The organism is Brevibacillus sp. FSL K6-0770 (assembly GCF_038000275.1).
Taxonomy (GTDB): domain Bacteria; phylum Bacillota; class Bacilli; order Brevibacillales; family Brevibacillaceae; genus Brevibacillus; species Brevibacillus parabrevis.
Genome location: NZ_JBBOBQ010000001.1, coordinates 380001 through 402018, shown reverse-complemented (window position 1 = coordinate 402018; position 22018 = coordinate 380001). Strand labels below are relative to the sequence as shown.

Sequence of the window (22018 nt, the reverse complement as noted above, 5' to 3'; positions counted from 1 at the left end):
CCCGAACTAATGTTCAGGCAGGGGCTTTGTGTTCAAAGAGACAGTCGCTATTTAAACGACATCGTATCCTTGTTCTTCGATTGCTTCCTTGATGGCATCCAGCGTCAGCGTGCTTTCGTTGAAGGAAACCTCTACTGTTTTGGCCGCCAGATTGACTTTGCCTTCTGCTCCCAGCTCTTTCAACGTTTTTTCCACGGTATTCACGCAATGGTTGCAAGACATGCCTTCTACATTCAGTGTTACGTTTTTCATTCTCAATCTCTCCTTTGAGTGTATGTGTATAAATGATGCGGACAAAGCCGCTTGTTGCTGTTTGTAAACGACAGATGGCAGATGGCAGCTTACAGCTTCACTCGCTGCAAGCGCAGGGCGTTGAGCACGACGGAGACGGAGCTGAAAGCCATCGCGGCTCCGGCTAACCATGGAGCGAGGAAGCCCAAGGCTGCAAACGGAATGCCCAGCGTGTTGTAGGCAAAAGCCCAGAACAGGTTTTGCTTGATGTTGCGAATGGTTCGCTTGCTCATTTCGATGGCGTCAGCGACACTGGTCAGCTCGCCGCGCATCAAGGTAATGTCGGCCGCTTCCATCGCCACATCTGTTCCCGTGCCGATCGCCATGCCGATATCAGCGGTAGCCAGTGCCGGAGCATCGTTGATTCCGTCGCCGACCATAGCCACTTTCTTGCCCTCTGCCTGAAGCTTTTTCACCTCGGCAGCCTTGCCTTCGGGCAGGACTTCGGCGATGACGTGCTCAATTCCTGCCTCGCGAGCAATCGCTTCGGCGGTTTGACGGTTGTCGCCCGTCATCATGATGACCGTCAGCCCCATCGCTTTCAGGCGTTCGATTGCTTGCTTCGAAGTCGGCTTGATCGTATCCGCTACGGCAATCAACCCGGCAAGCTTGCCGTCGATGACCGCCAGCATCGCCGTTTTACCCGCTTGTTCCAGCGAAAGCATCGTGTCTGAAACAGCCTGATACGATATGTGGTGCTGTTCGAGCAGACGGCGGGTCCCGACCAGCACTTCTCTGCTGTCGACGGTTGCCCGAATCCCGAAGCCGGGAATCGCTTCAAACACGCTGGTTTGCCCAAGCGCTATGCCTTTTTCCGCGATCCCGCGAACGATCGCCTGGGCAAGTGGATGCTCGGAGTTTTTCTCGGCCGCGCCTACCAGCGCAAGCAGTTCTGGCTCGGCAAAATCAAGCGAAATCACGTCTGTCAGCTCTGGCTCTCCTTTGGTTACGGTTCCTGTCTTGTCGAGGACAATCGTATCCAAATGGTGCGCCGTCTCCAGATGCTCTCCCCCTTTGAACAAAATGCCCAGTTCAGCTGCGCGGCCAGAGCCAGCCATAATCGAGGTTGGAGTCGCCAGACCAAGTGCGCACGGGCAAGCGATTACCAGCACGGCGATAGCCTTTTCCAGCGCCTCGGCAAAGTTGCCGGGAATGACGGCGAAATACCAGATGAGAAAAGTCACCACCGCAATTCCGACGACAATCGGAACGAAAATCCCGGAAATGCTGTCTGCGAGTCGTTGAATCGGTGCTTTTGTCCCTTGCGCTTCCTCCACGACTTTGATGATTTGCGCCAGCGCCGTTTCCTTCCCGACTTTGGTCGCTTTTACCTTCAGAAAACCGTTTTTGTTCAAGGTGGCTCCGATGACGGCATCTCCAGCCGCTTTATCTACCGGGATGCTTTCCCCCGTCAGCATGGATTCGTCGACCGCAGACTGCCCCTCCAGCACGATGCCATCCACTGGCACCTTGTCGCCTGGCTTCACGTTCACGATATCTCCAGGCCGCACTTCTTCAACAGGGATCGTGATTTCCACACCGTCGCGGACGACTACGGCTGTTTTCGCTTGCAAGCCCATCAGCTTGCGGATTGCTTCCGAAGAGCGTCCCTTCGCCTTGGCTTCAAACAGTTTGCCCAGCAAAATCAAGGTAATCAGCACAGCGCTCGTTTCAAAGTAAAGCTCCAGCATGTGGGCGTGCGACCCGATGGACGAGATCGCCACGTACAGACTGTAAAAATAGGCAGCCGAGGTGCCGAGCGCGACCAGCACATCCATGTTCGCGCTCTTGTTGCGAAGCGCTTTGTAGGCCCCTGCGTAAAACTGCGCCCCGATGATGAACTGCACAGGAGTCGCCAAGGCCAGTTGTACCCACGGGTTCATCAGGAAGTCCGGCAACCAGATGAACGAAGTGAAGGAAAAGTGGCTGACCATCGACCAGAGCAGCGGCAGCGACAGCACGAGGGAAATCCAGAACTTTTGCGTTTGCCGCTTGATCTCGGCCATGCGGCGGTCAACCTGCTCCTCTTCTTTGCCCTCTTCCTTGCGCGTTGCCTGGTATCCCAGCTTTTCTACCTGCCGCACAAGATCAGACACGCCCACCTGAGCAGAATCGTATTCGACCGTAGCTGTTTCCATCGCCAGGTTCACGTTTGCCTTCAACACGCCAGGCATTTTGTTCAGACCCTTTTCGATTCGGGTTGAACACGCCGCACAAGTCATGCCTGTAATATTCAGCTCGACTTTGTCGGCGACGACGCCGTAGCCAAGCGCCTCGATCTTCGAGCGTATATCGTCGAGACTCGTTTTGGCCGGATCGAAGACGACTGTCGATTTTTCCAAAGCCAAATTCACATTGGCTGTTTCTACACCATCCAGCTTCTTCAAGCCTTTTTCAATGCGCAGCGCGCAGGCTGCACATGTCATCCCTGAAATCGGAACTGTAGCTTCTGCCGTTTTGGCACTCATACCAATTCCCCCAAATACCCTTAGAGGGTATATTTCATTGTATAGTTCCCCTTACGTTCATTTCTTATCACACTCTCAATATACAATACCCCCACAGGGTATATCAAGTGATTTTTTTAAAATTTTTCTCCTCTGCTTCTTTGGCTTTTCTCGACGCACAAAAAAAGCCCCCGATTTTCATCATCGGGAGCCTGGAATGACTGTTTATTTTCCTGCGTTCACTTCTTTTTGGTAGGCAGCAGCTACTTTTGCCGCTACTTCCGCATTGTGTCTTACGAGAGCGATATTCGTTTGCAAGCTTTTGCCTGCTGTCAGTTGTTTCACTTTGTCGAGCAGGAACGGTGTTACTTTTTTGCCTGCGATGTTGTTTTCCTTCGCTTCTTTGAGCGCCTGCAAAATTACGCCTTCGATTTGCTTGTGGTCAAGCGCGTCTGCTTCCGGTACCGGGTTGGCGATGATCAAGCCGCCAGTCAGACCGAGCTTCCATTTGGTGTTCATCAAAGTGCCGACTTCTTCTGGCGTATCCAGACGGAAGTCTACGCCAAATCCGCTTTCGCGAGCGAAGAAGGACGGGAACTCGGCAGTGCGGTAGCCGACCACCGGCACGCCTTGCGTCTCCAAGTATTCCAGCGTGCGTCCGATATCCAGGATCGATTTTGCGCCAGCGCATACAACCGCAACGCTTGTTTGCGCCAGCTCAGTCAAGTCAGCAGATACGTCCCACGTAATTTCGCCATCGCGGTGTACCCCGCCGATACCGCCAGTCGCAAACATGCGGATGCCAGCCAGATCGGCTGCGATCATGGTTGCCGCTACTGTCGTCGCACCGATTTTGCCGCTTGCGAGGATGTAAGGGAAGTCGCGGCGGCTCACTTTTTCCACCGATTTGTTGGTCGCGAACTCTTCCAGCTCGCTCTCGGTCAAACCGATTTTGATTTTGCCGTCCATGATTCCGATTGTCGCTGGCACTGCGCCATTGTCGCGGATGATTTGCTCTACTTCTTTTGCCATTTCGATGTTTTGCGGGTATGGCATCCCGTGGGAGATAATCGTAGTCTCCAGGGCAACTACTGGCAAGTTGTTCTCCAGCGCGTGGCGTACTTCCTCAGTAAAGGTCAGGTATTGTTTCATCTTTTATCGCTCCTTTTCGTATTGTCCAACGGTCAATTGCAGTTGTTCCGCTTTGAGCAAGGGAGAAACGGACTGCTCTGTCTGCAAAGTCAGAGCAGATGCTGCCAAACCGAGACGGCAAGCAGCCTGGAACGACTCCCCGTTCACGATGCCGTACAACAGGCCGGACGCAAACGCATCGCCTGCCCCTGTTACATCAACTACCTCAGTCGGATACGGCGCCATCTGCTCCGATACGTCCTCCGACTGATAAAAAATTCCTGCTTCGCCCATGGTGACGATGACGTGCTTGACGCCTCTCTCCCTGATTTTCTTGCACGCTTCGGCGCAATCCTCGATAGAGTTGATCGTCATGCCGGAAAGCAGCTCCGCTTCCTCCCGATTGGGCAGGATCGCTTCGACTCCGTCCAATTGCTGTGGGAGCTTTTTCGCTTTTGCAGAAGAGACCGGGTCAACAAAGAGTCGGATGTTTTCCTCCCGGCAACGGCTAATGATGTAGGCCAAGCAATCCTCCGGTATGTTCGTATCGATAAAAATCGCGTGGGCTGCTGCAATGTGCGACCATTTCTCGGCAAACATCTCCGGTGTGAGCGCGTCGTAAATATCCATGTTCGCCAAAGAAACGACCATTTCCCCATCGATATCGAGCAATGCGGTATACGTGCCTGTGCGCTGCGTAGGCAAGCGCCACACCTGGCTGATATCTACTCCGTGCTTTTTCGTCTCCTGCACGATCCACTCGCCTTCCTTATCTTCACCGATGCTGGTGAACAAGGATGTATTGCATCCCAGTCGTCCAAGATTCTCCGCGATATTGCGGGCAACCCCGCCACACGATTCCATGATCGTAACCGGATTGGAGGAATGCAGACGCACGGCTTGCTTTCCACGCGCTTTTCGGTCGAGGTTCGCTCCACCGATGCAAGCGATCATGCCTTCGTCCCGCAATACGTACGCTCTGCCTTTAATCTCGCCGCGCTTGGTCAACTGAGCGATATACCCCGCTACAGCCGACCGCGAAATCCCGATCAAGTCAGCCAGCTCTTGCTGGGAAATGAACGGATTTTGCCGGATGTGATGAAGGATCAACATATCTTTCTCCACGGTCATCCTCCTTTCTTCTGATTAGCATTCACAGCTTCGTTTACAAACAAAAGTCTATCACAAAAACATTTGTTTTGCAAAGGATGATTTTATCCCCCTCTATTTGACAAACGGATGCGACTTCATGTAAAGTTATCTTAAATTCAAGATATCGAAAATTCGTTGGAAAGGAGGGTTTTTCATGGATCGCAATGATTCCCTCGATCTTTTTGTCGTATTATCGAGATCATATAACTGGGTCACTGCCCACTCCAATCGGCACATCCGCCTGCACGGGCTGAATCCTACCGAGTTTGGCGTCCTGGAAGTTCTCTATCATAAGGGTCCGCAGCCATTGCAGCAAATTGGCGAAAAGATCCTGATCTCCAGTGGAAATATCACCTACGTTGTGGACAAGCTAGAAAAGAAGCAACTGTTGATTCGCAAACCCTGTTCGGCCGACCGCCGGGTCATTTACGCCGAGCTGACGGAAAAAGGCCATGCGTTTCTGGCAGACATTTTTCCTTCTCATCAAGAGGCGATTGAAAAAGCGGTCGCGGGACTTACCCCCGAAGAACAACAGCAAGCGATTGCTTTGTTAAAAAAGTTGGGACGTGCTGCTCAGGAGAATTATTAGACTGGGCAGCACCCACCGAGGGTAAAAAAGGTGTTGACAAAACCTTCAACACGTAATAATCTTAAAATCAAGATTTACACATTAAAAGTTATCTGCTTACAAAAAGAAAGGGGAATATTTTTCTCATGAGCAAAGTACTTTTCATTAAAGCAAATGATCGCCCAGTTGAGCAGGCAGTAAGCGTAAAGCTGTACGAGGCTTTCGTAAAATCTTATAAAGAAACGCATCCAAACGACGAGATCGCCGAGCTGGACCTGTTCGCAGAAAACCTTCCTTACTACGGAAACGACCTGCTCACTGCCATGTTCAAAGCTGGACGCGGCATGGAGCTGACTGCTGAAGAACAAAAAGGCGCTGAACTGGTGAGCAAATATTTGAACCAATTCACTGATGCAGAAAAAGTAGTTATCGCATTCCCTATGTGGAACTTCACCGTTCCTGCTGTTCTGCACACCTACGTTGATTACCTGTCGCAAGCAGGCAAAACGTTCAAATATACAGCGGAAGGCCCTGTTGGACTGATGGGCGACAAAAAAGTAGCTCTCCTGAGCGCACGCGGCGGCGTATACTCCGAAGGCCCAATGGCTGAAATCGAACTGGCTAACCGCTACGTTCGCACGGTGCTTGGCTTCTGGGGCATCAGCAATGTGACAGAAGTGATCGTAGAAGGTCACAACCAATTCCCGGACAAAGCAGAAGCAATCGTAGCAGCAGGCATCGAAAAAGCAGCAAAACTGGCGGAATCCTTCTAAGGCCCGCCAGCCTTTCTTGTCCTAATATCTCAAATTTGAAATACTATAATTTAAAATAATTAAGGAGAGATGAAAAATGATGGATCTTGGATTGTTGATTATTCGCTTGGTGATTGGGTTGTCGTTTGCAGGTCACGGTGCGCAAAAGCTGTTTGGCTGGTTTGGCGGCTACGGTTTGAAAGGCACAGGCGGCTGGCTGGAGTCCATCGGAGTCAAACCTGGCGTTGCCATGGCTCTGCTTGCCGGATTGGCTGAACTGGTCGGCGGCTTGCTGTTTGCAGCAGGTGTCGGTACATGGGTCGGCGCTCTCCTCATTGTCTTCACAATGTTGGTTGCGATTGTGAAGGTTCACGGTCAAAATGGATATTGGGTAACGCAAAACGGCTACGAGTACAACCTGACTTTGATCGCTGTCGCTATCGGTGTCGCTTTGATCGGTCCAGGAGCATACGTTTTGTTTTAAGCAACACTCGCTAAGCCCGTAAGCCAGCATTCCACCAAGGGAGGACACAACAGATGGAAATCCGCGTCTATACACAGAATGAACAAGCAAAAGGACACTTTGGCGACGGTGAAATCGTAGAAAACAAACCGATTGGCTTCCCCCACGAAGGTTCCGTCGTAAAACGGGTTGGCCCGCTTTTTTACTGGGCATGGGCAAAATCACTGCAAACGTTTGAAATTCCTCTTCACCCGCATTCCGGCTTTGAAATTTTGTCCTATGTCTTGAAAGGCACAGTGGGTCATCGGGATACGCTGGGCAATTTGCAGCAAGTGACAACAGGCGGCGCTCAGATCATGCAAACAGGATCAGGAGCTTACCACGCCGAAGAATTGGGCAAAGATACGGAAATGTTCCAAATCTGGTTTGAGCCGCACCTGGCAAAAACCACAAAGACTCCGCCGACTTACAATCAGTATGATCACGAAGAGTTTCCAAGCGAAACGACGGATGGCGTATCGGTAAAAAACATCATTGGTTCTCAAGCTCCCATTTCGCTCGTGACCGACTCTTCAATGAAAGACATTGCCATTCCGGCAGGCAAAGCTTTTTCGCTGGAGCTTCCGGCTGGCTACGCTCACGCTGTCGTCGTCGTGGAAGGCAGCGGGAACATTTTGGGCAGTGAACAGTCAGCAACTGCGAATACAGGCGACTTTGTCGTCGTTTCAACCGAAGCAGCGGAAACCATCACCTATCAGGCAAAAGACGATGCTCCCCTGCGCTTGGTGCTGATCCAGGTGCCGCTCGAAGTCGACTATCCGCTTTACCGCAAATAATTTCTTGTATCCAAACTGCAAACAAAAACCGCCCTTATGCATGAATATAGCCATAGCTTCACAAAGACCGTCACCTGCTCGTGGCGGTCTTTATTTTTTGTACATGAACGAAAGCGGCCCCGCCTGGCCTGGCTACAGCGGAGCCTTTTTTGCTGGGAAAACGCTCAAAAAATCTTCGCTTCCTCCAGCATCATTTTTTGTTCAAAAGGAGCCGTCAACACAATCAGCGTATAAGAGTAGCCGAAATCTCCGGTGCGTTCCGAAAAAGCTACCAACTCCTCCGTAGAACGGGTGACGACCTTCAGCATGTAGTTGTACTCCCCGCTGATCCGGTACATGTCGGTCACTTCTGGCGCCTGCTTGCAAAAGTCGATAAAAGCCGCGCACTGCTTGGTGCGGAACATGACAAAAGCAGTCGTGTGCTTGCCCAGCTTCTCCTGCGAGATCGCCGCGTGATAGCCGGTGATCACGCCTTGTTCTTCCAGACGGCGCACCCTCTCCTTGACCGCTGGCTGCGTCATCCCGATGATTCGCCCCATCTCCGCCAACGGTATCCGCGAATTTTCATGCAACAGGCTAATGATTTTGTAATCGACCTGATCCACTTTTATCACCCTTTCGATTTCATAAGCGCTAACCTGCAAATAACTTGCTTCTATATAGAAATACAAGAGAAACACCTTGGTTCATGCATGTAAATTATAAAAATTGTTTCGTAAAATGTCACTACCGAGATGCTCACTGACCAGCGCGCGGTCAGGCGGCATGAAAAGCTTGTTTTTCCAAGGAGTGAAGCCGCTTTGTCCAGACGTACACTGATTTTGTTGCTGGCACTGGGAGAATTTATGGTGGGCACCGCCGAATCGATCGTAACAGGCATCATCGGCATGATCGCAAATGACACCCACGTCTCCGTCTCCCTGGCTGGCCAGCTTGTTACAGCCTTTTCCCTGGCTTTTGCTTTCGGTTCACCGATTTTGATTGCGCTCACGGCAAAAATGGAGCGCAAAAAGCTCATCCTCTGGGCGCTTTTTGTGTTCATCCTGACGAATTTGCTCGCTTTCGTCAGCCCTGGGTTCTCCCTGCTGTTGTTCTCGCGTATTTTGCTCGGGCTTTGCGGCGGCATTTACACGGTGGTTGCTCTCGCGCAAGCCGCCAATATGGCCTCCCCCGAGAAAAAGGGCAGCTCCATTGCCATCATTCTCATGGGCTTTAGCCTCTCGCTTGTGCTCGGCGTTCCGGCTGGCACGATGCTCGGCGAACTGTGGGGCTGGCGGTCTGTATTCGCCCTGATCGGCGTCCTGACCATCATTCCGTTCGCAGCCATTCTTGCCTTTTTGCCAAAAGAACAAGGCGAGGCAGCCATCCCCTTGCGCCAGCAGCTGGCAGCGTTACGCAACCGCCGCGTGATTCACGCCCTGCTCCTCTCTTTGTTCTTCGTCACAGGGTACTCGACGGTTTACACGTACATCACCCCGCTCTTGCAGAGCACGACCGCCATGTCTACCGCCTGGGTAAGCGCTACGCTGTTCATGGCTGGTCTCGCCAGTGTCGCGGGTTCGCGAATCGGCGGTGTCGCCACTGACAAATGGGGCGTCCGTCGCACCTTGTACATCAGCCTGGTAGTGCATGCGCTCGTCCTGTTGTTTTTGCCCTTGTCCACCATGCTGTTCGCAGGCGCGATTGTGGCAGTCATGTTCTGGGTGGCTGCGGTTCAGACGACTGTCCCTGCCCAGCAGTATTACCTGATTACTTTGTCTCCGCACTCGTCCCAAGTCGCGCTCAGCATCAACACCTCGGTTTTTCAACTGGGGCTGGCACTTGGCGCAGGGCTGGGCGGATTGATCGTCAACCATGCGGCGATTGTGCATGTGAGCTGGGTTGGCGGCTTGCTCGTGCTCGCAGGGCTGGGCTTTGCCGTCGCATCCTTTTCTCAGCCAAAAGAAAGCGGAACAGTAACAATCGCTTCCGCCAAAAGGTAAAGCAAGCACAGACACAAGCAAACCCGTCCAGGCATCGACGCCCGGGCGGGTTTGTTTTTTACCGCTGTTATTCTCCTACAACTCTTAAACTATACGAGAGCCGGCTCATGCGCAAGCATCGTGCCTTCCTGCGCGTACCGCACATGCCAGGAGAACGCTTTTTCCAATACGTGCGGAGTATGCCCGCCGCGTGTGAGCGCTTCTTCATAATACGCTCTCAATTGATCCCGATAGAGCGGATGGGCGCAGTTCTCGATGATTTTCAAGGCGCGCTCTCTTGGAGCCAGGCCGCGCAAATCAGCCAGTCCTTGTTCCGTGACGATAATATCGACATCGTGCTCGGTGTGATCCACATGAGACGCAAACGGAACGATGCTGGAAATTTTCCCGCCTTTGGCAATCGACTTGGTGACGAAAATGCCAAGACGAGAGTTGCGGGCGAAGTCGCCGGAGCCGCCGATGCCGTTCATCATTTTGCTGCCGGATACATTCGTGGAATTGACGTTGCCGTAAATATCCACCTCAATCGCCGTGTTGATCGCAATCAGTCCGAGACGGCGGATGATTTCCGGATGGTTAGTAATTTCCTGCGGACGCAGCAACAGCTTGTCGCGGTATTGGGCAAAATGACGCGTGACGTGCTCCATTTTTTCGGCAGTCAGCGTGATCGAACAGCCGGAAGCAAACGAGATTTTTCCCGCATCGATCAAGTCAAATACCGCATCCTGCAATACTTCCGAATAAACAGTCAGGTCGGTGAACTCCGAGTCCAAAAAGCCGTTGAACACCGCGTTGGCTACAGACCCGATGCCCGATTGCAGCGGCGCGAGATTTTTCGGCAAACGGGAAGCTTTCACTTCCTCGCGCAAAAACGCAATCAGATGGGCGGCGATCTGAGCTGTCTCCTCATCCGGCTCCACAATCGTCGATGGCGAGTCGAGCTGGTTCGTCAACACGATGCCTTTGATTTTATCCATATCGACCACAATTCCCGCTGTGCCGATTCGCTGATCGACTGCTGTAAGCGGGATCGGCTCGCGCCCTCCCTGTTTCCCTGGTGTGTAGATGTCGTGAATGCCTTCCAGTTCAGCAGACTGAGCCAGATTCAGCTCAACGATGACATGCTTCGCATAATCGACGAAGATGTTCGAATTGCCGACGGATGTGGCCGGAATGATCATGCCATCCTCCGTAATTGCAACCGCTTCCACAATCGCGTAATCAATGGCGGCCATTGCTCCCTGACGAATCAGCTCTGCCGTGTGGGACAGATGCTGGTCGACGAACATCATGCTGCCGTCATTGATTTTTTTGCGCATCACGGGATCGGCCTGAAAAGGCAAGCGTTTGCTGACGATTCCCGCTTCCGCCATCACGGCATCCACATCGGAACCGAGCGATGCGCCTGTATATACGTTCACTCCAAAAGGTTTGTTTTCTCTTTTGACCAGCTCGGCCAATGCGAGCGGCACGACTTTGGCATCCCCTGCACGAGTGAAGCCACTTAACCCGATCGTCATGCCATCCTCGATCCAACTCGCTGCTTCCTCAGCTGTCACGATTTTATCTGCCATTCGTTTATCGCGTAAGCGCTCCCACATCATTGTGACCCCCTATGCCATCTTTTCTTGCTCCTACACTAGCACAAGGAATCTGAGCGGGCACTCAATTTTCAACAAAGCAGAATATTTGAGCAGATAATTAGAAAAAAAGACAGCGAACCATTCTCAGCGAAACGACGTTGTTCCTTGTTAAAAGCCGAGCAGTTGCCGGAACGCACTGGCATACGTCTGACTCACGGGCACTCTCGTCTTCTGCTTGTCCTTCATCTCCAGCAAAAACGTCGAGTGAAAATGCGGATGGATGAAGCCAATCGCCTCCATGTTCACAAAATACGAGCGATGGCAACGCACGAACCGCTCCGGCGGAAGCATGTATTCCAGCTCGGACATGCTGTACTTGTTCGCGTACGATCCAGTGGCCGCATGCAACAGCGTCTTGCCTTCATTCGAGCTGATATACACAATCTCATGCAACGGAATCGGCAGCCAGCCATCTTCCCCTTTTCCAATCAAAAACGACAGCCGCGGCTGCGGATTGGCAAGCGGAACGCTTTGCAAAGGGTAGATGGCGGTGATACAGCCCATGACCTCTCCACTTTTGAACAACGGAAGCGACAAGCCGTAGTACGGCACTCCAAAAATCCGGCTTTCTACCTGATGCCCTACTTTGCCTCTTTCCATCAATGCTTTGTGAGTCGCTGAGCCAACCGGAACCTGATCGCCCGGTGCAATTTTCAAGTCTATGTTTGAGCTAGGCTGATAATACAAATATTGCGTTCCATCCGATATCGCAATGGACACTTCTTCTGGCACAGCTTGACCGATCATTTGCAGCATCTCTGGAACAAATGTGTTCTCCATGCTGAATCCCCCTGCTCCTCTTCTCGCTTTTTCCTTCTCCTTCTATTAAACCACACTTCCCGCCTGGCAGATCAATCCTTGTCTTTCCTTTGCAGACAAGGGAATCCATCCATCGCCGGACAGCCGTTGTGCTATCATTAGTAGCAACAGTTTTCCCAGAAAAGGCGGTGCACCATGGATCACACCATTGTCTTGATTGCAAAAGGAACCGATACGCTCGCTTTTTTGCTGAAAGAGCTGCGGACGTACTTCGAACCGTATTGCAAGGTCATCGGTTATGCCAGCCACGAGCCAATCCCGGACCTCTCCGGGGTATCACACGTCTTCATCACGACAAGGGCACCCGAGTTGTATACGATCGCCCGTCAGGCTGTACCCGAGACGGTGCCGATTACCGTCCTCAACCGTTTCTTTGAATTGCGCAAAATCAAGGCGCTCATGCAAATTCCGCCCGGAACGACCGTACCTGTCATGAACAACTCGCCCGTCACCGCGCAAGAAGTCATTCAAAACTTGCGGGAAGCCAACATCGATCACTTGCACTACGTTCCGTTCCACCCCGGCTGTACGTTCGAAGAGGCGGAATTTCAGTATGCGATCATCATGAGCATTCCCGACGTTCCGCTGCCGCCTCATGTGGAAATCATCGACCTCGGCTTCCGCAAAATCAGCATCCACGATCTGATCGATACTGGGCGCAAGGTAGGGGTTCCGATTGAATGGGAGCGGCAATATCTCTCCGCTTTTATCGCCGAAATGTCCGAGTTGGCCAAGATGCTCGGAACTTCCTACGCGGAGGTGCAGAAGCTGAACAGCCAACTGCAATCTACGTTTCAAGCTGTAAAAGACCCGGTCATCGCCTGCAATGAAGCTGGCTTGATCACGTTTATTAACGATGCGGCCGTCGAACTGTTCTGTCCACTCGAAACAGCGATCATCGGCAAACCGTATACCACGCTGAAAGAGTCAAGTCAGCTCGCCCCCTTTTTCAAGCAGGAGGGCCAGGAAGACACGCTCATTGCCATCGAGCAGAGACAATTCATTGTCCGCAGCCACAGCATTCGCAGAGGCCACGAGCAGCTTGGCTTCGTCTGTACGTTAAAAGACGTGACCGAGATTCAGCGCCTGCGCACGCAACTCACTTTGCGCGGGCACACGGCTACTTACTCCTTTGCGGATATAAAAGGAGACAGCCAACCGCTGCTGCACGCCATCGAGCTAAGCAAAAAAATGGCGAAAAACAACCAGACGATCTTGCTGACGGGAGAAAACGGCACGGGAAAAGAGTTGTTTGCCCACGCCATTCACCAGCATTCCTTGCAAAAAAACGGCCCTTTTGTCGCCATCAACTGCGCGTCGCTGCCGGAAAACTTGCTGGAAAGCGAGCTGTTCGGCTACGATGACGGAGCTTTCACGGGGGCGCGAAAAGGCGGCAAGCCAGGTCTGTTCGAACAGGCAGATGGCGGGACGATTTTCCTCGACGAGGTTGGCGATATCTCCCCAGCGATCCAGGTCAAGCTGCTTCGCGTCCTACAGGAAAAGCAAGTGATTCGCGTCGGCGGCACAGGCATTTTGTCCGTAGACTGCCGGGTGATCGCGGCAACCAACCGCAATCTGGAGGATGCCGTCAAAGAAGGGGCGTTTCGCGAAGACTTGTTTTACCGCCTCGCCGTCTTGCCAATCGAGATTCCGGCGTTGCGGGAACGGATCAGTGACATCCCGCTGCTGATTGACGATCACCTCAAGCAGCAAGGCATTCGCAAAAGCTGGTCGCCGGAAGTGATGGAGCTTTTGCTTGCCCATGATTGGAGGGGAAATATTCGGGAGCTGAAAAACGTGGTGGACTACGCCATTACGGTAAGCGAGCATCCTGTCATTGGCGTATCCGATCTCCCCAAGAGGCTGACCGAGCGTATTTTTCAAAAGCAATCACTGGCTGCCGTCGTGCCGCTTGACGATGAACGAAATCTCGATATTTTAATCGCCCTGTATCAATATTACCTCTCCAACAAACCAGTAGGGCGCTACCAACTGGCGCATTCCCCCGCTCTGCAAGCGAACGGCTGGACGGAAAGCGCGCTGCGCAACCGCTTGAAACAGCTGGAGCAGCTAGGCTTGGTGCGCTCTGGAACAACACGTCAAGGAACCTTGATAACGCGAGACGGCATCGAGGTGCTGAGGAAGCATGGGAAAATCTAGGGAAAGATTTTTGAATATTAGGATGTATTAGGTCGAATAAATCCTAATAAACATTCCTAAAGAGTGCGTTTTCTATTGGAGGAGCACCTTCTTCGTCCGATGAAAACGCCTTTTTTCGTGAATTTTCGACACTTGGCATGCCACTTGCTTATAAAAAGCCAAAAAAAGCGAGGTGACCTCATGGCTACACAACATCCTTCTCCTCAAGCAACGCCAGCCAAGAAACGTTTTTCGGTCCCACACACTTATGCCATTCTCTTTATCATCATTATTTTGGCAGCGCTTGCTTCTTACGTGCTCCCTACTGGCGAGTTCGAACGCGTCAAGGACGCAGCCTCGGGTAAAACGATTGTCGTGAACGGCAGCTACCACCCTGTCGAAAGCAGTCCTGTCGGATTTTTTGACATGTTCAAAGCGATTCCGGAGGGCATGCAAAAAGGCTCGCAAATCATCTTCTACATCTTCATCGTCAGCGGCGTTTTCGGAATCATCCGTCAAACGGGCGCGATTGAGGCGGGCATCAACAAAGGCGTCCGCTATCTGGAGGGCAGGGAAAAGCTCCTGATCCCCGCTTCCATGTTCCTCTTCTCCATCGGGGGCTTCACGATGGGGATGGCGGAAGAAAGCATCATTTTCGTCCCGATCGGGATTGCGCTCGCCCGGGCAATGGGCTTCGATGCGGTAACGGGTACGGCCATGATCACGATGGGCGCGGCTGCCGGGTTCATGGGCGGTATGCTCAACCCGTTCACGGTAGGGGTAGCACAATCTCTGGCGCAACTGCCGCTCTTCTCCGGCTTGACTTTCCGCGCCGTAGTTTACGTTTTCGTCCTCGGCTTTGCCATCTGGTACGTCATGCGCTATGCCTACCGTGTCAAAGCTGACCCGACCCAAAGCGTGATTTACTCGATCGAAAAACAGGAAAGCACCGATCAGGTCGCTGTCGAGATTCCAGACCTCAACGGACGCCACAAGCTTGTCTTTTTGGTGATGGTCTGTGGGCTGTCCTTCAACGTCTACGGCGTGTTCGAGTACGAATGGTTCCTGACTGAACTGACGGCTTCGTTTTTAATCATGGGTCTGGTTGCCGGGCTTGTCGGCGGCCTGAATGTAGACAAGCTGTTTGACTCCTTTGTCGCTGGCGCCAAAGCCGTTACCTTCGGCGCCCTGATCGTCGGCTTTGCCCGGGCGATCACCGTCGTGCTGGAAGAAGGAAAAATTATCGATACGATGATTTACGCCCTGACTTCCGCCATCGGCCATTTGCCGGATGCGATCAACGTACTGGCTATGTTCCTGATTCAAGCGGTGCTCAACCTGTTCATTTCGTCCGGAAGCGGCCAGGCTGCGACAACGATGCCGATCATGGTGCCGATTGCAGACCTGCTTGGCATTCAGCGCCAGATCGCCGTTCTTGCGTTCCAGTACGGTGATGCGGTGACCAACTCGATCATCCCGACTTCTTCGGCACTGATGGGCTACTTGGCTGTCGCAGGCATCCCGTACGAGAAATGGGTCAAATTCATCTGGAAGCTGCTGTTGGGCTGGGCACTCATCGCCGCTGTCGCTCTGATCGTTGCTGTCACCATCGGCGTTTCCTAGACACGATTTTTGCCAATTGACTGGCTGGGCCATGACGTGGCGCAGCCCCGGTCGTAAACCTATGGAGGAACCATGCGCACAACTATCGAACAATTGCAGCCCGCCATTTTTTCTCTGTATGAGCACTTGCACCAACATCCTGAGGTTAGCTGGCAGGAAGTCGAGACGACCGCTTATATCGCCCGCTTTTTGCAAGAGCACCATTGCCGGGTCACTACTTTTGACGATGTGACAGGCGTAGTAGCTGAGTGGGGAAACTTGACCCCGGGCGGATTGACGGTCGGCGTGCGGGCTGACATGGACGCTCTCTGGCAAGAAGTAAACGGCGTCTTCCAGGCCAACCACTCTTGCGGGCACGATGCCCACATGACGATGGTGCTGGGAGTGCTCATGGTCTTGCAGGCGCAAAATATTCAGCTTCCCGGACGTCTCAAGCTGATTTTCCAGCCGGCTGAGGAAAGCGGAAACGGCGCTCTGGCTATGGTCAAAAAGCAAGTTGTCGACGATATCGACTACTTGTACGGCGTCCACCTCCGGCCGATTCAGGAGATTGGGCAAGGTACGGCTGCCTCGGCGATTATGCACGGCGCGGCAGGCACCATTTTTGGACAAATCAAGGGAGACGATGCCCACGGAGCGCGTCCGCATCTCGGGGTCAATGCCATCGAGGTCGCAGCCGCCATCGTCGAGCAGCTCAAAGGCATTCATCTCGATCCGCTCATCCCGTATTCCGTGAAAATGACGCAGCTTTCTGCGGGCAGCAAGAGCAGCAATATCATTCCCGGCTCCGCCCAGTTCCATCTGGATTTGCGCGCGCAGACGAACCCTGTCATCGACGCGCTCTTTTCCCGAGTCGAACACATTTTGCAACATGTAGCCCGGCTTTATGAGGTAGACTTGTCTTATGACATCACCGAGCGGGTGTACGCGGCCGAAGTCCATGAGGAAGCTCGGCAAATCATGGCTGATGCGATTGTCCAGACGCTTGGCGCAGACAAGCTGGAAGCGCCGATCCAGACGCCGGGCGCGGAAGACTTCCACTACTACACCAAAGAACGGCCTCATCTACGCGCAACCATGCTGGGGCTGGGCTGCGGCCTGGCACCCGGATTGCACCATCCGCAAATGACTTTTGCAAAAGAATCGCTGCTGGATGGCATCGAAATTTTGGCCCGAACGGTACTCACCACGTTTGAGCGGCATGCAGGCAAGTAATCTCGCCTGCAACCCGCCTTCGCTCATCCGAATACATGTCTGAGGAGAGATGGTCATGAAAATCGAACGCGTCGATCTGCAAAGAATCAAAATTCCCCTGACTGCCCCGTTTGTCACCAGCATGGGGCTGGAAACTCACAAGGAATGTATTCTCGTCCGCGCCTACAGCGGCAATCACGTAGGCTTTGGCGAGAGCGTCGCGATGGATGTTCCGGTTTACAACGAAGAAGATGTCGACACCGTCTGGTACATGCTTGAAAAGTACCTGATTCCCCAACTGTTTACCCGCGACATCGAGCATCCTGATCAAGTTTCGGAAATCTTCTCCTGGATGCGCCGCAACCAGATGGCCAAATCCGCTCTGGAAGGCGCTGTCTGGGACTTGTACGCCAAAATGAACGGGCTGTCCCTCTCCCAGGCGCTTGGCGGCACACGCACGACAATCGATGTCGGCGTCAGCATCGGAATCGAGCCAACCATCGAAAAATTGCTGGAACGAGTCGACGGCTTTATCCGCGACGGGTACAAAAAAATCAAGGTGAAAATCAAGCCGGGCTTTGACGTAGAGCCGATGCGCGCCATCCGTCACACCTTTGGCCCTGACGTCCCGCTGATGGCTGATGCCAACTCGGCTTACACGCTCGCAGACATCGACATGTTGAAACAGCTCGACGAGTTTGGCCTGATCATGATTGAGCAGCCTTTGGGACACGACGACATCATCGACCATGCGACATTGCAACGCGAGCTGAAAACGCCTATTTGCCTCGACGAGTCGATCCACACCGTCGAGGATGCCCGCAAAGCGATTGAACTCGGCAGCTGCCGCATCATCAACATCAAGATCGGACGCGTCGGCGGCCTGACAGATGCGAAGAAGCTCCATGACTTGTGTGCGGCAAAAGGCGTTCCGGTCTGGTGCGGCGGCATGCAGGAAGTCGGGATTGGCCGCGCCCACAACATCGCCATCGCTTCGCTGTCCAACTTCACCATCCCGGGCGACACGTCGCCATCTCACCGCTACTTTACAGAGGATGTCGTTACGCCGATGATCGATTTTGCTTCGCCGGGCGTTCTCTCCGTCCCTACCGGAGCAGGCATAGGTTTCACGATTAATGAAGCCGCCATTCTCCGGTCGCTGGTGGAGCATAAGAGCTACTACGCGAATCAAGAGTCCACGACGACCGTCATTCCGGGCTGGTAATGCATTGATGAAAATGAAAACAGGGACGCCACAGCGGCTTCCCTGTTTTTTCGTTATCGAGCGCTTTTAGTCCATAATCGTCAACAGCTTGCACAGGTTGCGCTCGGCGCCTGCCCTGTCTTCTGCCGGCAATTTTTTCAGCAAGTCCAGCGCAGCGTACGGCAGCTTTAGCGCGTGAGGGTCGCTATACGTCTTCTCCCAATACGCCGGCGCGAAAATCTCGGCAAAAGCTGGCTCTTTTACTTCATCCTCCAGCACAAACTCCGGTCGCTGACGGTCGAGATAGGTTTGAATCCGATGATTGGCGATTCCCGCCTTGACCATCTCTCCGTAGCCGAAACGCTCCAACTCAGTCAAAGCCTGGGCATGCGTCACGCTGTGGACGACCTCGCCTGCAAAGTGATAGCGCTGCCCATCAATCACCCGCCCAGGGATGACTGTATGTAGCTCGTCAAACGTCCTGACCGCCATCTCGTCGGTCGTGTCGTATGGCGCCACTTCCGAAGCCACGTCCTCCGTCCTGATCGCAAAATAGTTGGCGATGCCCCAATAGCGGGTTGGTCTGTCTTCTTTTGTCCTTTTCAGCAATTCAACCAGCCCGCTGACAATGCTCGGACGGATCAGATCGGGACGTTCCTTGAGCGCTTTCAATGCCAGCACGCCCAATGCCAAACCATGTCCGGAGGTGCGCAGCTGCTGCGTATTTTGCTTGAGTCTGTAAATGACGCTGTCCAGCAAGGCGGGATCAGCTTCTTCTTCCTGGTCCAACGGGGCGAACCATTCCGGCTTCAATTTCCGGAAAGCTTCACAGGTTCGCTCAATCCCCTCTATTACGTGACGAGGCAAATCATGCTCCTGATTCATGTAGTAGCCTGCCAGCAATGCCGCACCGTAATGACCCTCGAACCATCCTTCTTGCGCCGCGCGCGCCATTCCCACCAAGCCTAGCTCCAAATACGAATCGAGTAACCGCATGTAACATCCTCCTTTTACCAATTGGATCTTGCATTTATAATATAACATATATTTTAGTTTGTTAAGTATGAAAATAAAAATGACTCCATCTCGCGGAGTCATTTGCTTCTCATCATTATTGTTCATCCAGACGGAAATCGACTTCGTCAGTCGCTGGACGGTAGTCCACGATCAGTCCTTTTCCGTTCATATACCACAACTCGTCTTGTTCCATATAAAAAGTAATGCCATCTATTACGGTAGACAGTCCAATTTCGTTCGGCAGTTCTTTGGCGATCCCCATGGAAAAGGAATCCTGAACCGTGCTTACCCCTCCATATCGGACAAAAAAGCGAATGCTGTCGCCCTCTTGGCAGCCCCACTCTTCTTTAAACCACGCTACAGCTGCTTCCGTTACCGTCATCTTCATCAAACGCCACTCCTCTCTTCCCTTGTAGTTTACCTTACTTTCTAAATATGTAAAGCAAAAAAGTATACTATCAACACTTATCCATGTCTGCAAAAGAAAAACCGATTCCCTTGAAGTGGAAATCGGTTCTGCCTCTGTTCCTCTGCTTACTTTACTGGCAGTGTAACCAAAAAGCTGGTTCCTATGCCTTCCTCGCTGCTCACGTGAATTTTGCCATGGTGGGCGTCCACAATCCATTTGGCGATGGACAGGCCCAATCCCGTGCCTTCTGTGGAGCGGGAGCGCATTTTGTCCACGCGGAAAAAACGGTCGAACAAATACGGGATGTTTTCTTTGGAAATGCCGATACCGCTGTCTTTTACCAGGATGGCGACGCGGTTCCCGTCTTTTTTGCAAGAAACGTAAATGCTGCCGCCTTTGTTTGTGTACTTGAGAGCGTTGTCCAGCAAAATGACCAGCAACTGATGCAGACGCTCTTCATCTCCGGCAATTTCCAGCGGCCCTTCGATGTTCGTCTCCAGGCTGATTTCTTTTACGATCGCAAGCTGGGTAAACACCTGTGTGCATTTTTGCACGACCTCGTCCAGACGGATGCGTTTGCTCATGATTTGCAGCTCGTTGGAATCGCTGCGAGCTAAGGTCAGCAAATCAGCCACCAGCTTGCTCAGCCGCTTCGCCTCCTGCATGCCAATCATGATTTTCTCGCTTTCCTGCTCTATCGTATGGTCGGGGTGGCGAAACAGGCGCTCCAGATTGACCATGATCGCGGTCAACGGAGTGCGCAGCTCATGCGAGGCATCGGCGATGAACTGCTGCTGCTTTTCCCACGAAACCTGGATCGGAATAAGCGCGCGCCTTGCCAAAAACCAGCCCGCCACGATGGCAATGACGACGCTGACAGCACCACCGATCACGACGACGTACAACAAGCTGCTCAGCATGTTTTGCTCAGGTGCGAGATTGTAGATCAATTGAAACTGATAGGCGATTTGCACTCGATCGCCCACGACGACTTTTTTGGGCACAGTTACTGTCTGTACCCGATACATCTGGCCTCTGATGGATACCGTCTCAGTCCCGTCTGGTTTGTCGATGTGCAGAAACTCGGGGAAATCCTCCGGCTCCAGCCGATCTCCAAAGGCTGTTCCCATCACTTGACCAAAACTGTCCCAGACGAGCAACGTGTACCTGCGCTCCAGGTCGATATACTTTTTTCGCTCCATCCGGTTGTACGGAAAAGATTCATCGTCCATTCGCTGCAAGCGAGGCAAGGGATCTACGGTAAGACGCTGACTCACTTTTTCCAGTTCGCGGTCTACTTGCGAGTAAAGCCGATACTTCATCGTGTAGTAAACAGCGCCTCCTAGCAGGTTGAGCAGCAGAAATACCACGATGACATTCAGTGTCACCAGGCGAATCCGCGTTTTTCGAAACATTAACGTTCTTCCTTTTTCAAAATATAGCCCACGTTGCGGATCGTGCGGATAAAGCTTTCGTACGCTCCCAGCTTTTTGCGCAAATAGTGGACGTACAAATCAACTACCCCGTAATTCGCTTCTGAGTCAATTCCCCATACACGGTCAAAAATTTGCTGACGCGTCAGGATTTGCTCCCGATTTTGCAGAAAATACTTGAGCAGTTCGTACTCCTTAGTCGTCAGCTTCATCGGCTCATCATCCACGAAACCGTCGTATTCATTTACTTTTAAAGAAATGGGACCGTATGTCATTTCGCCTTCCGTACCCGTCTTCCCATTGCGGCGCAGCAAAGCTCTCGCTCTCGCTGTCAGCTCTTCCGCAGCAAACGGCTTGACCAGATAATCGTCGGCTCCTGCATCCAGTCCTTCCACTCTTGCCTTGACGCTGTCCTTTGCTGTCAGGAACAAAACAGGTGTCATAATTCCTTTGGCACGAAGCGTTTTTACCAGAGTCAGGCCATCCATACCGGGCATCATGATATCGAGCACCAGCAAATCGTAGATGTCTCGCTGCGCCAGCAACAAGCCGTCATCTCCCCGATCAGCCGTATCTACCTGATAGCCTTCATCACTCAAAACGCCAGCAATAGTCTGTAACAGGGCTTGTTCGTCTTCGACTGCAAGAATCAGCATGGAAATCCCCTTTCATGAAAAGTGCTAGCTGTGTGCGTATCCGTTGCGACTTCTTGTTCCATGTTCCTCTGCCGTTTTCAGCATGAATCACTATTTCATCCAGCATAGCATAAACAGCCGGAATCACAATGCACATAAATAGACAGACACTTTCATTACAGCACGCCTTTTTTTGAATTGGATTTGAAAAAAGAAACAGACCATCGTTTTTTGCAAATACGGGCAAACAAAAAAAGCTGCATTCTCCATTACTCGCAAA

At 52.5% G+C, this 22018-nt stretch carries 20 protein-coding genes; 9 read left to right on the top strand and 11 right to left on the bottom strand.

Annotated elements, in window-relative coordinates; translation table 11 throughout:
- Window positions 1-51 precede the first annotated feature (51 nt).
- The 4 genes from NST23_RS02255 to NST23_RS02240 form a co-directional block, all read right to left on the bottom strand.
- Window positions 52-252, bottom strand: a complete 201-nt coding sequence (locus tag NST23_RS02255) for a copper ion binding protein (protein WP_063229343.1) — start codon at window positions 250-252, stop codon at window positions 52-54.
- An 89-nt stretch (window positions 253-341) separates the two neighbouring features.
- A complete protein-coding gene (locus NST23_RS02250; RefSeq protein WP_173599968.1) occupies window positions 342-2759 on the bottom strand; it encodes a heavy metal translocating P-type ATPase in 2418 nt (805 codons plus the stop codon).
- Window positions 2760-2963: 204 nt separating this feature from the next.
- On the bottom strand, window positions 2964-3890 hold the full coding sequence (locus NST23_RS02245; protein ID WP_122966680.1) for a pseudouridine-5'-phosphate glycosidase: 927 nt from the start codon (window positions 3888-3890) through the stop codon (window positions 2964-2966).
- Window positions 3891-3893: 3 nt separating this feature from the next.
- Window positions 3894-4994 (bottom strand): carbohydrate kinase, encoded by a 1101-nt coding sequence (locus tag NST23_RS02240; protein WP_173599967.1) that lies wholly within the window; start codon window positions 4992-4994, stop codon window positions 3894-3896.
- Window positions 4995-5175: 181 nt separating this feature from the next.
- Between NST23_RS02240 and NST23_RS02235 the strand changes: the two genes are divergently transcribed.
- From NST23_RS02235 to NST23_RS02220, 4 genes are all read left to right on the top strand, one after another.
- A complete protein-coding gene (locus tag NST23_RS02235) occupies window positions 5176-5610 on the top strand; it encodes a MarR family winged helix-turn-helix transcriptional regulator (RefSeq protein ID WP_122966682.1) in 435 nt (144 codons plus the stop codon).
- Between the two features lie 125 nt (window positions 5611-5735).
- A complete protein-coding gene (locus tag NST23_RS02230; RefSeq protein WP_122966683.1) occupies window positions 5736-6362 on the top strand; it encodes an FMN-dependent NADH-azoreductase in 627 nt (208 codons plus the stop codon).
- Between the two features lie 76 nt (window positions 6363-6438).
- A complete protein-coding gene (locus tag NST23_RS02225; protein WP_122966684.1) occupies window positions 6439-6825 on the top strand; it encodes a DoxX family protein in 387 nt (128 codons plus the stop codon).
- Window positions 6826-6878: 53 nt separating this feature from the next.
- Window positions 6879-7640 (top strand): pirin family protein, encoded by a 762-nt coding sequence (locus tag NST23_RS02220; RefSeq protein WP_173597948.1) that lies wholly within the window; start codon window positions 6879-6881, stop codon window positions 7638-7640.
- 164 nt (window positions 7641-7804) lie between these two features.
- Here NST23_RS02220 and NST23_RS02215 read toward each other — a convergent pair whose 3' ends face one another.
- Window positions 7805-8245, bottom strand: a complete 441-nt coding sequence (locus NST23_RS02215; protein WP_274874754.1) for an Lrp/AsnC family transcriptional regulator — start codon at window positions 8243-8245, stop codon at window positions 7805-7807.
- 195 nt (window positions 8246-8440) lie between these two features.
- Here NST23_RS02215 and NST23_RS02210 point away from each other — a divergent pair, with 195 nt between their 5' ends.
- On the top strand, window positions 8441-9622 hold the full coding sequence (locus NST23_RS02210) for an MFS transporter (protein ID WP_173599965.1): 1182 nt from the start codon (window positions 8441-8443) through the stop codon (window positions 9620-9622).
- Between the two features lie 89 nt (window positions 9623-9711).
- On the opposite strand, the gene NST23_RS02205 is transcribed toward NST23_RS02210, so the two are convergent.
- Complete coding sequence (locus NST23_RS02205; RefSeq protein WP_340963034.1) at window positions 9712-11223, bottom strand: acetyl-CoA hydrolase/transferase family protein; 1512 nt, start codon at window positions 11221-11223, stop codon at window positions 9712-9714.
- Window positions 11224-11373: 150 nt separating this feature from the next.
- On the bottom strand, window positions 11374-12045 hold the full coding sequence (locus NST23_RS02200; RefSeq protein WP_122966688.1) for a LytTR family DNA-binding domain-containing protein: 672 nt from the start codon (window positions 12043-12045) through the stop codon (window positions 11374-11376).
- Window positions 12046-12219: 174 nt separating this feature from the next.
- On the opposite strand from NST23_RS02200, the gene NST23_RS02195 reads away from it, so the two are divergent.
- From NST23_RS02195 to menC, 4 genes are all read left to right on the top strand, one after another.
- Window positions 12220-14244, top strand: a complete 2025-nt coding sequence (locus tag NST23_RS02195; protein ID WP_340963032.1) for a sigma-54 interaction domain-containing protein — start codon at window positions 12220-12222, stop codon at window positions 14242-14244.
- 180 nt (window positions 14245-14424) lie between these two features.
- Window positions 14425-15846, top strand: a complete 1422-nt coding sequence (locus NST23_RS02190) for a YfcC family protein (protein WP_122966703.1) — start codon at window positions 14425-14427, stop codon at window positions 15844-15846.
- A 72-nt stretch (window positions 15847-15918) separates the two neighbouring features.
- Window positions 15919-17061, top strand: coding sequence for a M20 peptidase aminoacylase family protein (locus NST23_RS02185; RefSeq protein ID WP_122966690.1), 1143 nt, complete (start codon window positions 15919-15921; stop codon window positions 17059-17061).
- A gap of 55 nt (window positions 17062-17116) precedes the next feature.
- A complete protein-coding gene (menC, locus tag NST23_RS02180; RefSeq protein WP_173597945.1) occupies window positions 17117-18265 on the top strand; it encodes an o-succinylbenzoate synthase in 1149 nt (382 codons plus the stop codon).
- 66 nt (window positions 18266-18331) lie between these two features.
- On the opposite strand, the gene NST23_RS02175 is transcribed toward menC, so the two are convergent.
- The 4 genes from NST23_RS02175 to NST23_RS02160 all read right to left on the bottom strand — a co-directional run bounded on the left by NST23_RS02175 (window position 18332) and on the right by NST23_RS02160 (window position 21759).
- The gene (locus tag NST23_RS02175; RefSeq protein WP_173599964.1) at window positions 18332-19240 is read right to left on the bottom strand and encodes a hypothetical protein; all 909 of its coding nucleotides are present in this window, start codon (window positions 19238-19240) and stop codon (window positions 18332-18334) included.
- Window positions 19241-19355: 115 nt separating this feature from the next.
- Window positions 19356-19649 (bottom strand): HesB/YadR/YfhF family protein, encoded by a 294-nt coding sequence (locus NST23_RS02170; RefSeq protein WP_173597943.1) that lies wholly within the window; start codon window positions 19647-19649, stop codon window positions 19356-19358.
- Window positions 19650-19795: 146 nt separating this feature from the next.
- Entirely contained in the window at window positions 19796-21085 is a 1290-nt protein-coding gene (locus tag NST23_RS02165) for a sensor histidine kinase (protein ID WP_122966694.1), read from the bottom strand.
- A complete protein-coding gene (locus NST23_RS02160; RefSeq protein WP_122966695.1) occupies window positions 21085-21759 on the bottom strand; it encodes a response regulator transcription factor in 675 nt (224 codons plus the stop codon). The genes NST23_RS02165 and NST23_RS02160 overlap by 1 nt, the downstream gene beginning before the upstream one ends.
- Between the last annotated feature and the right edge of the window lie 259 nt (window positions 21760-22018).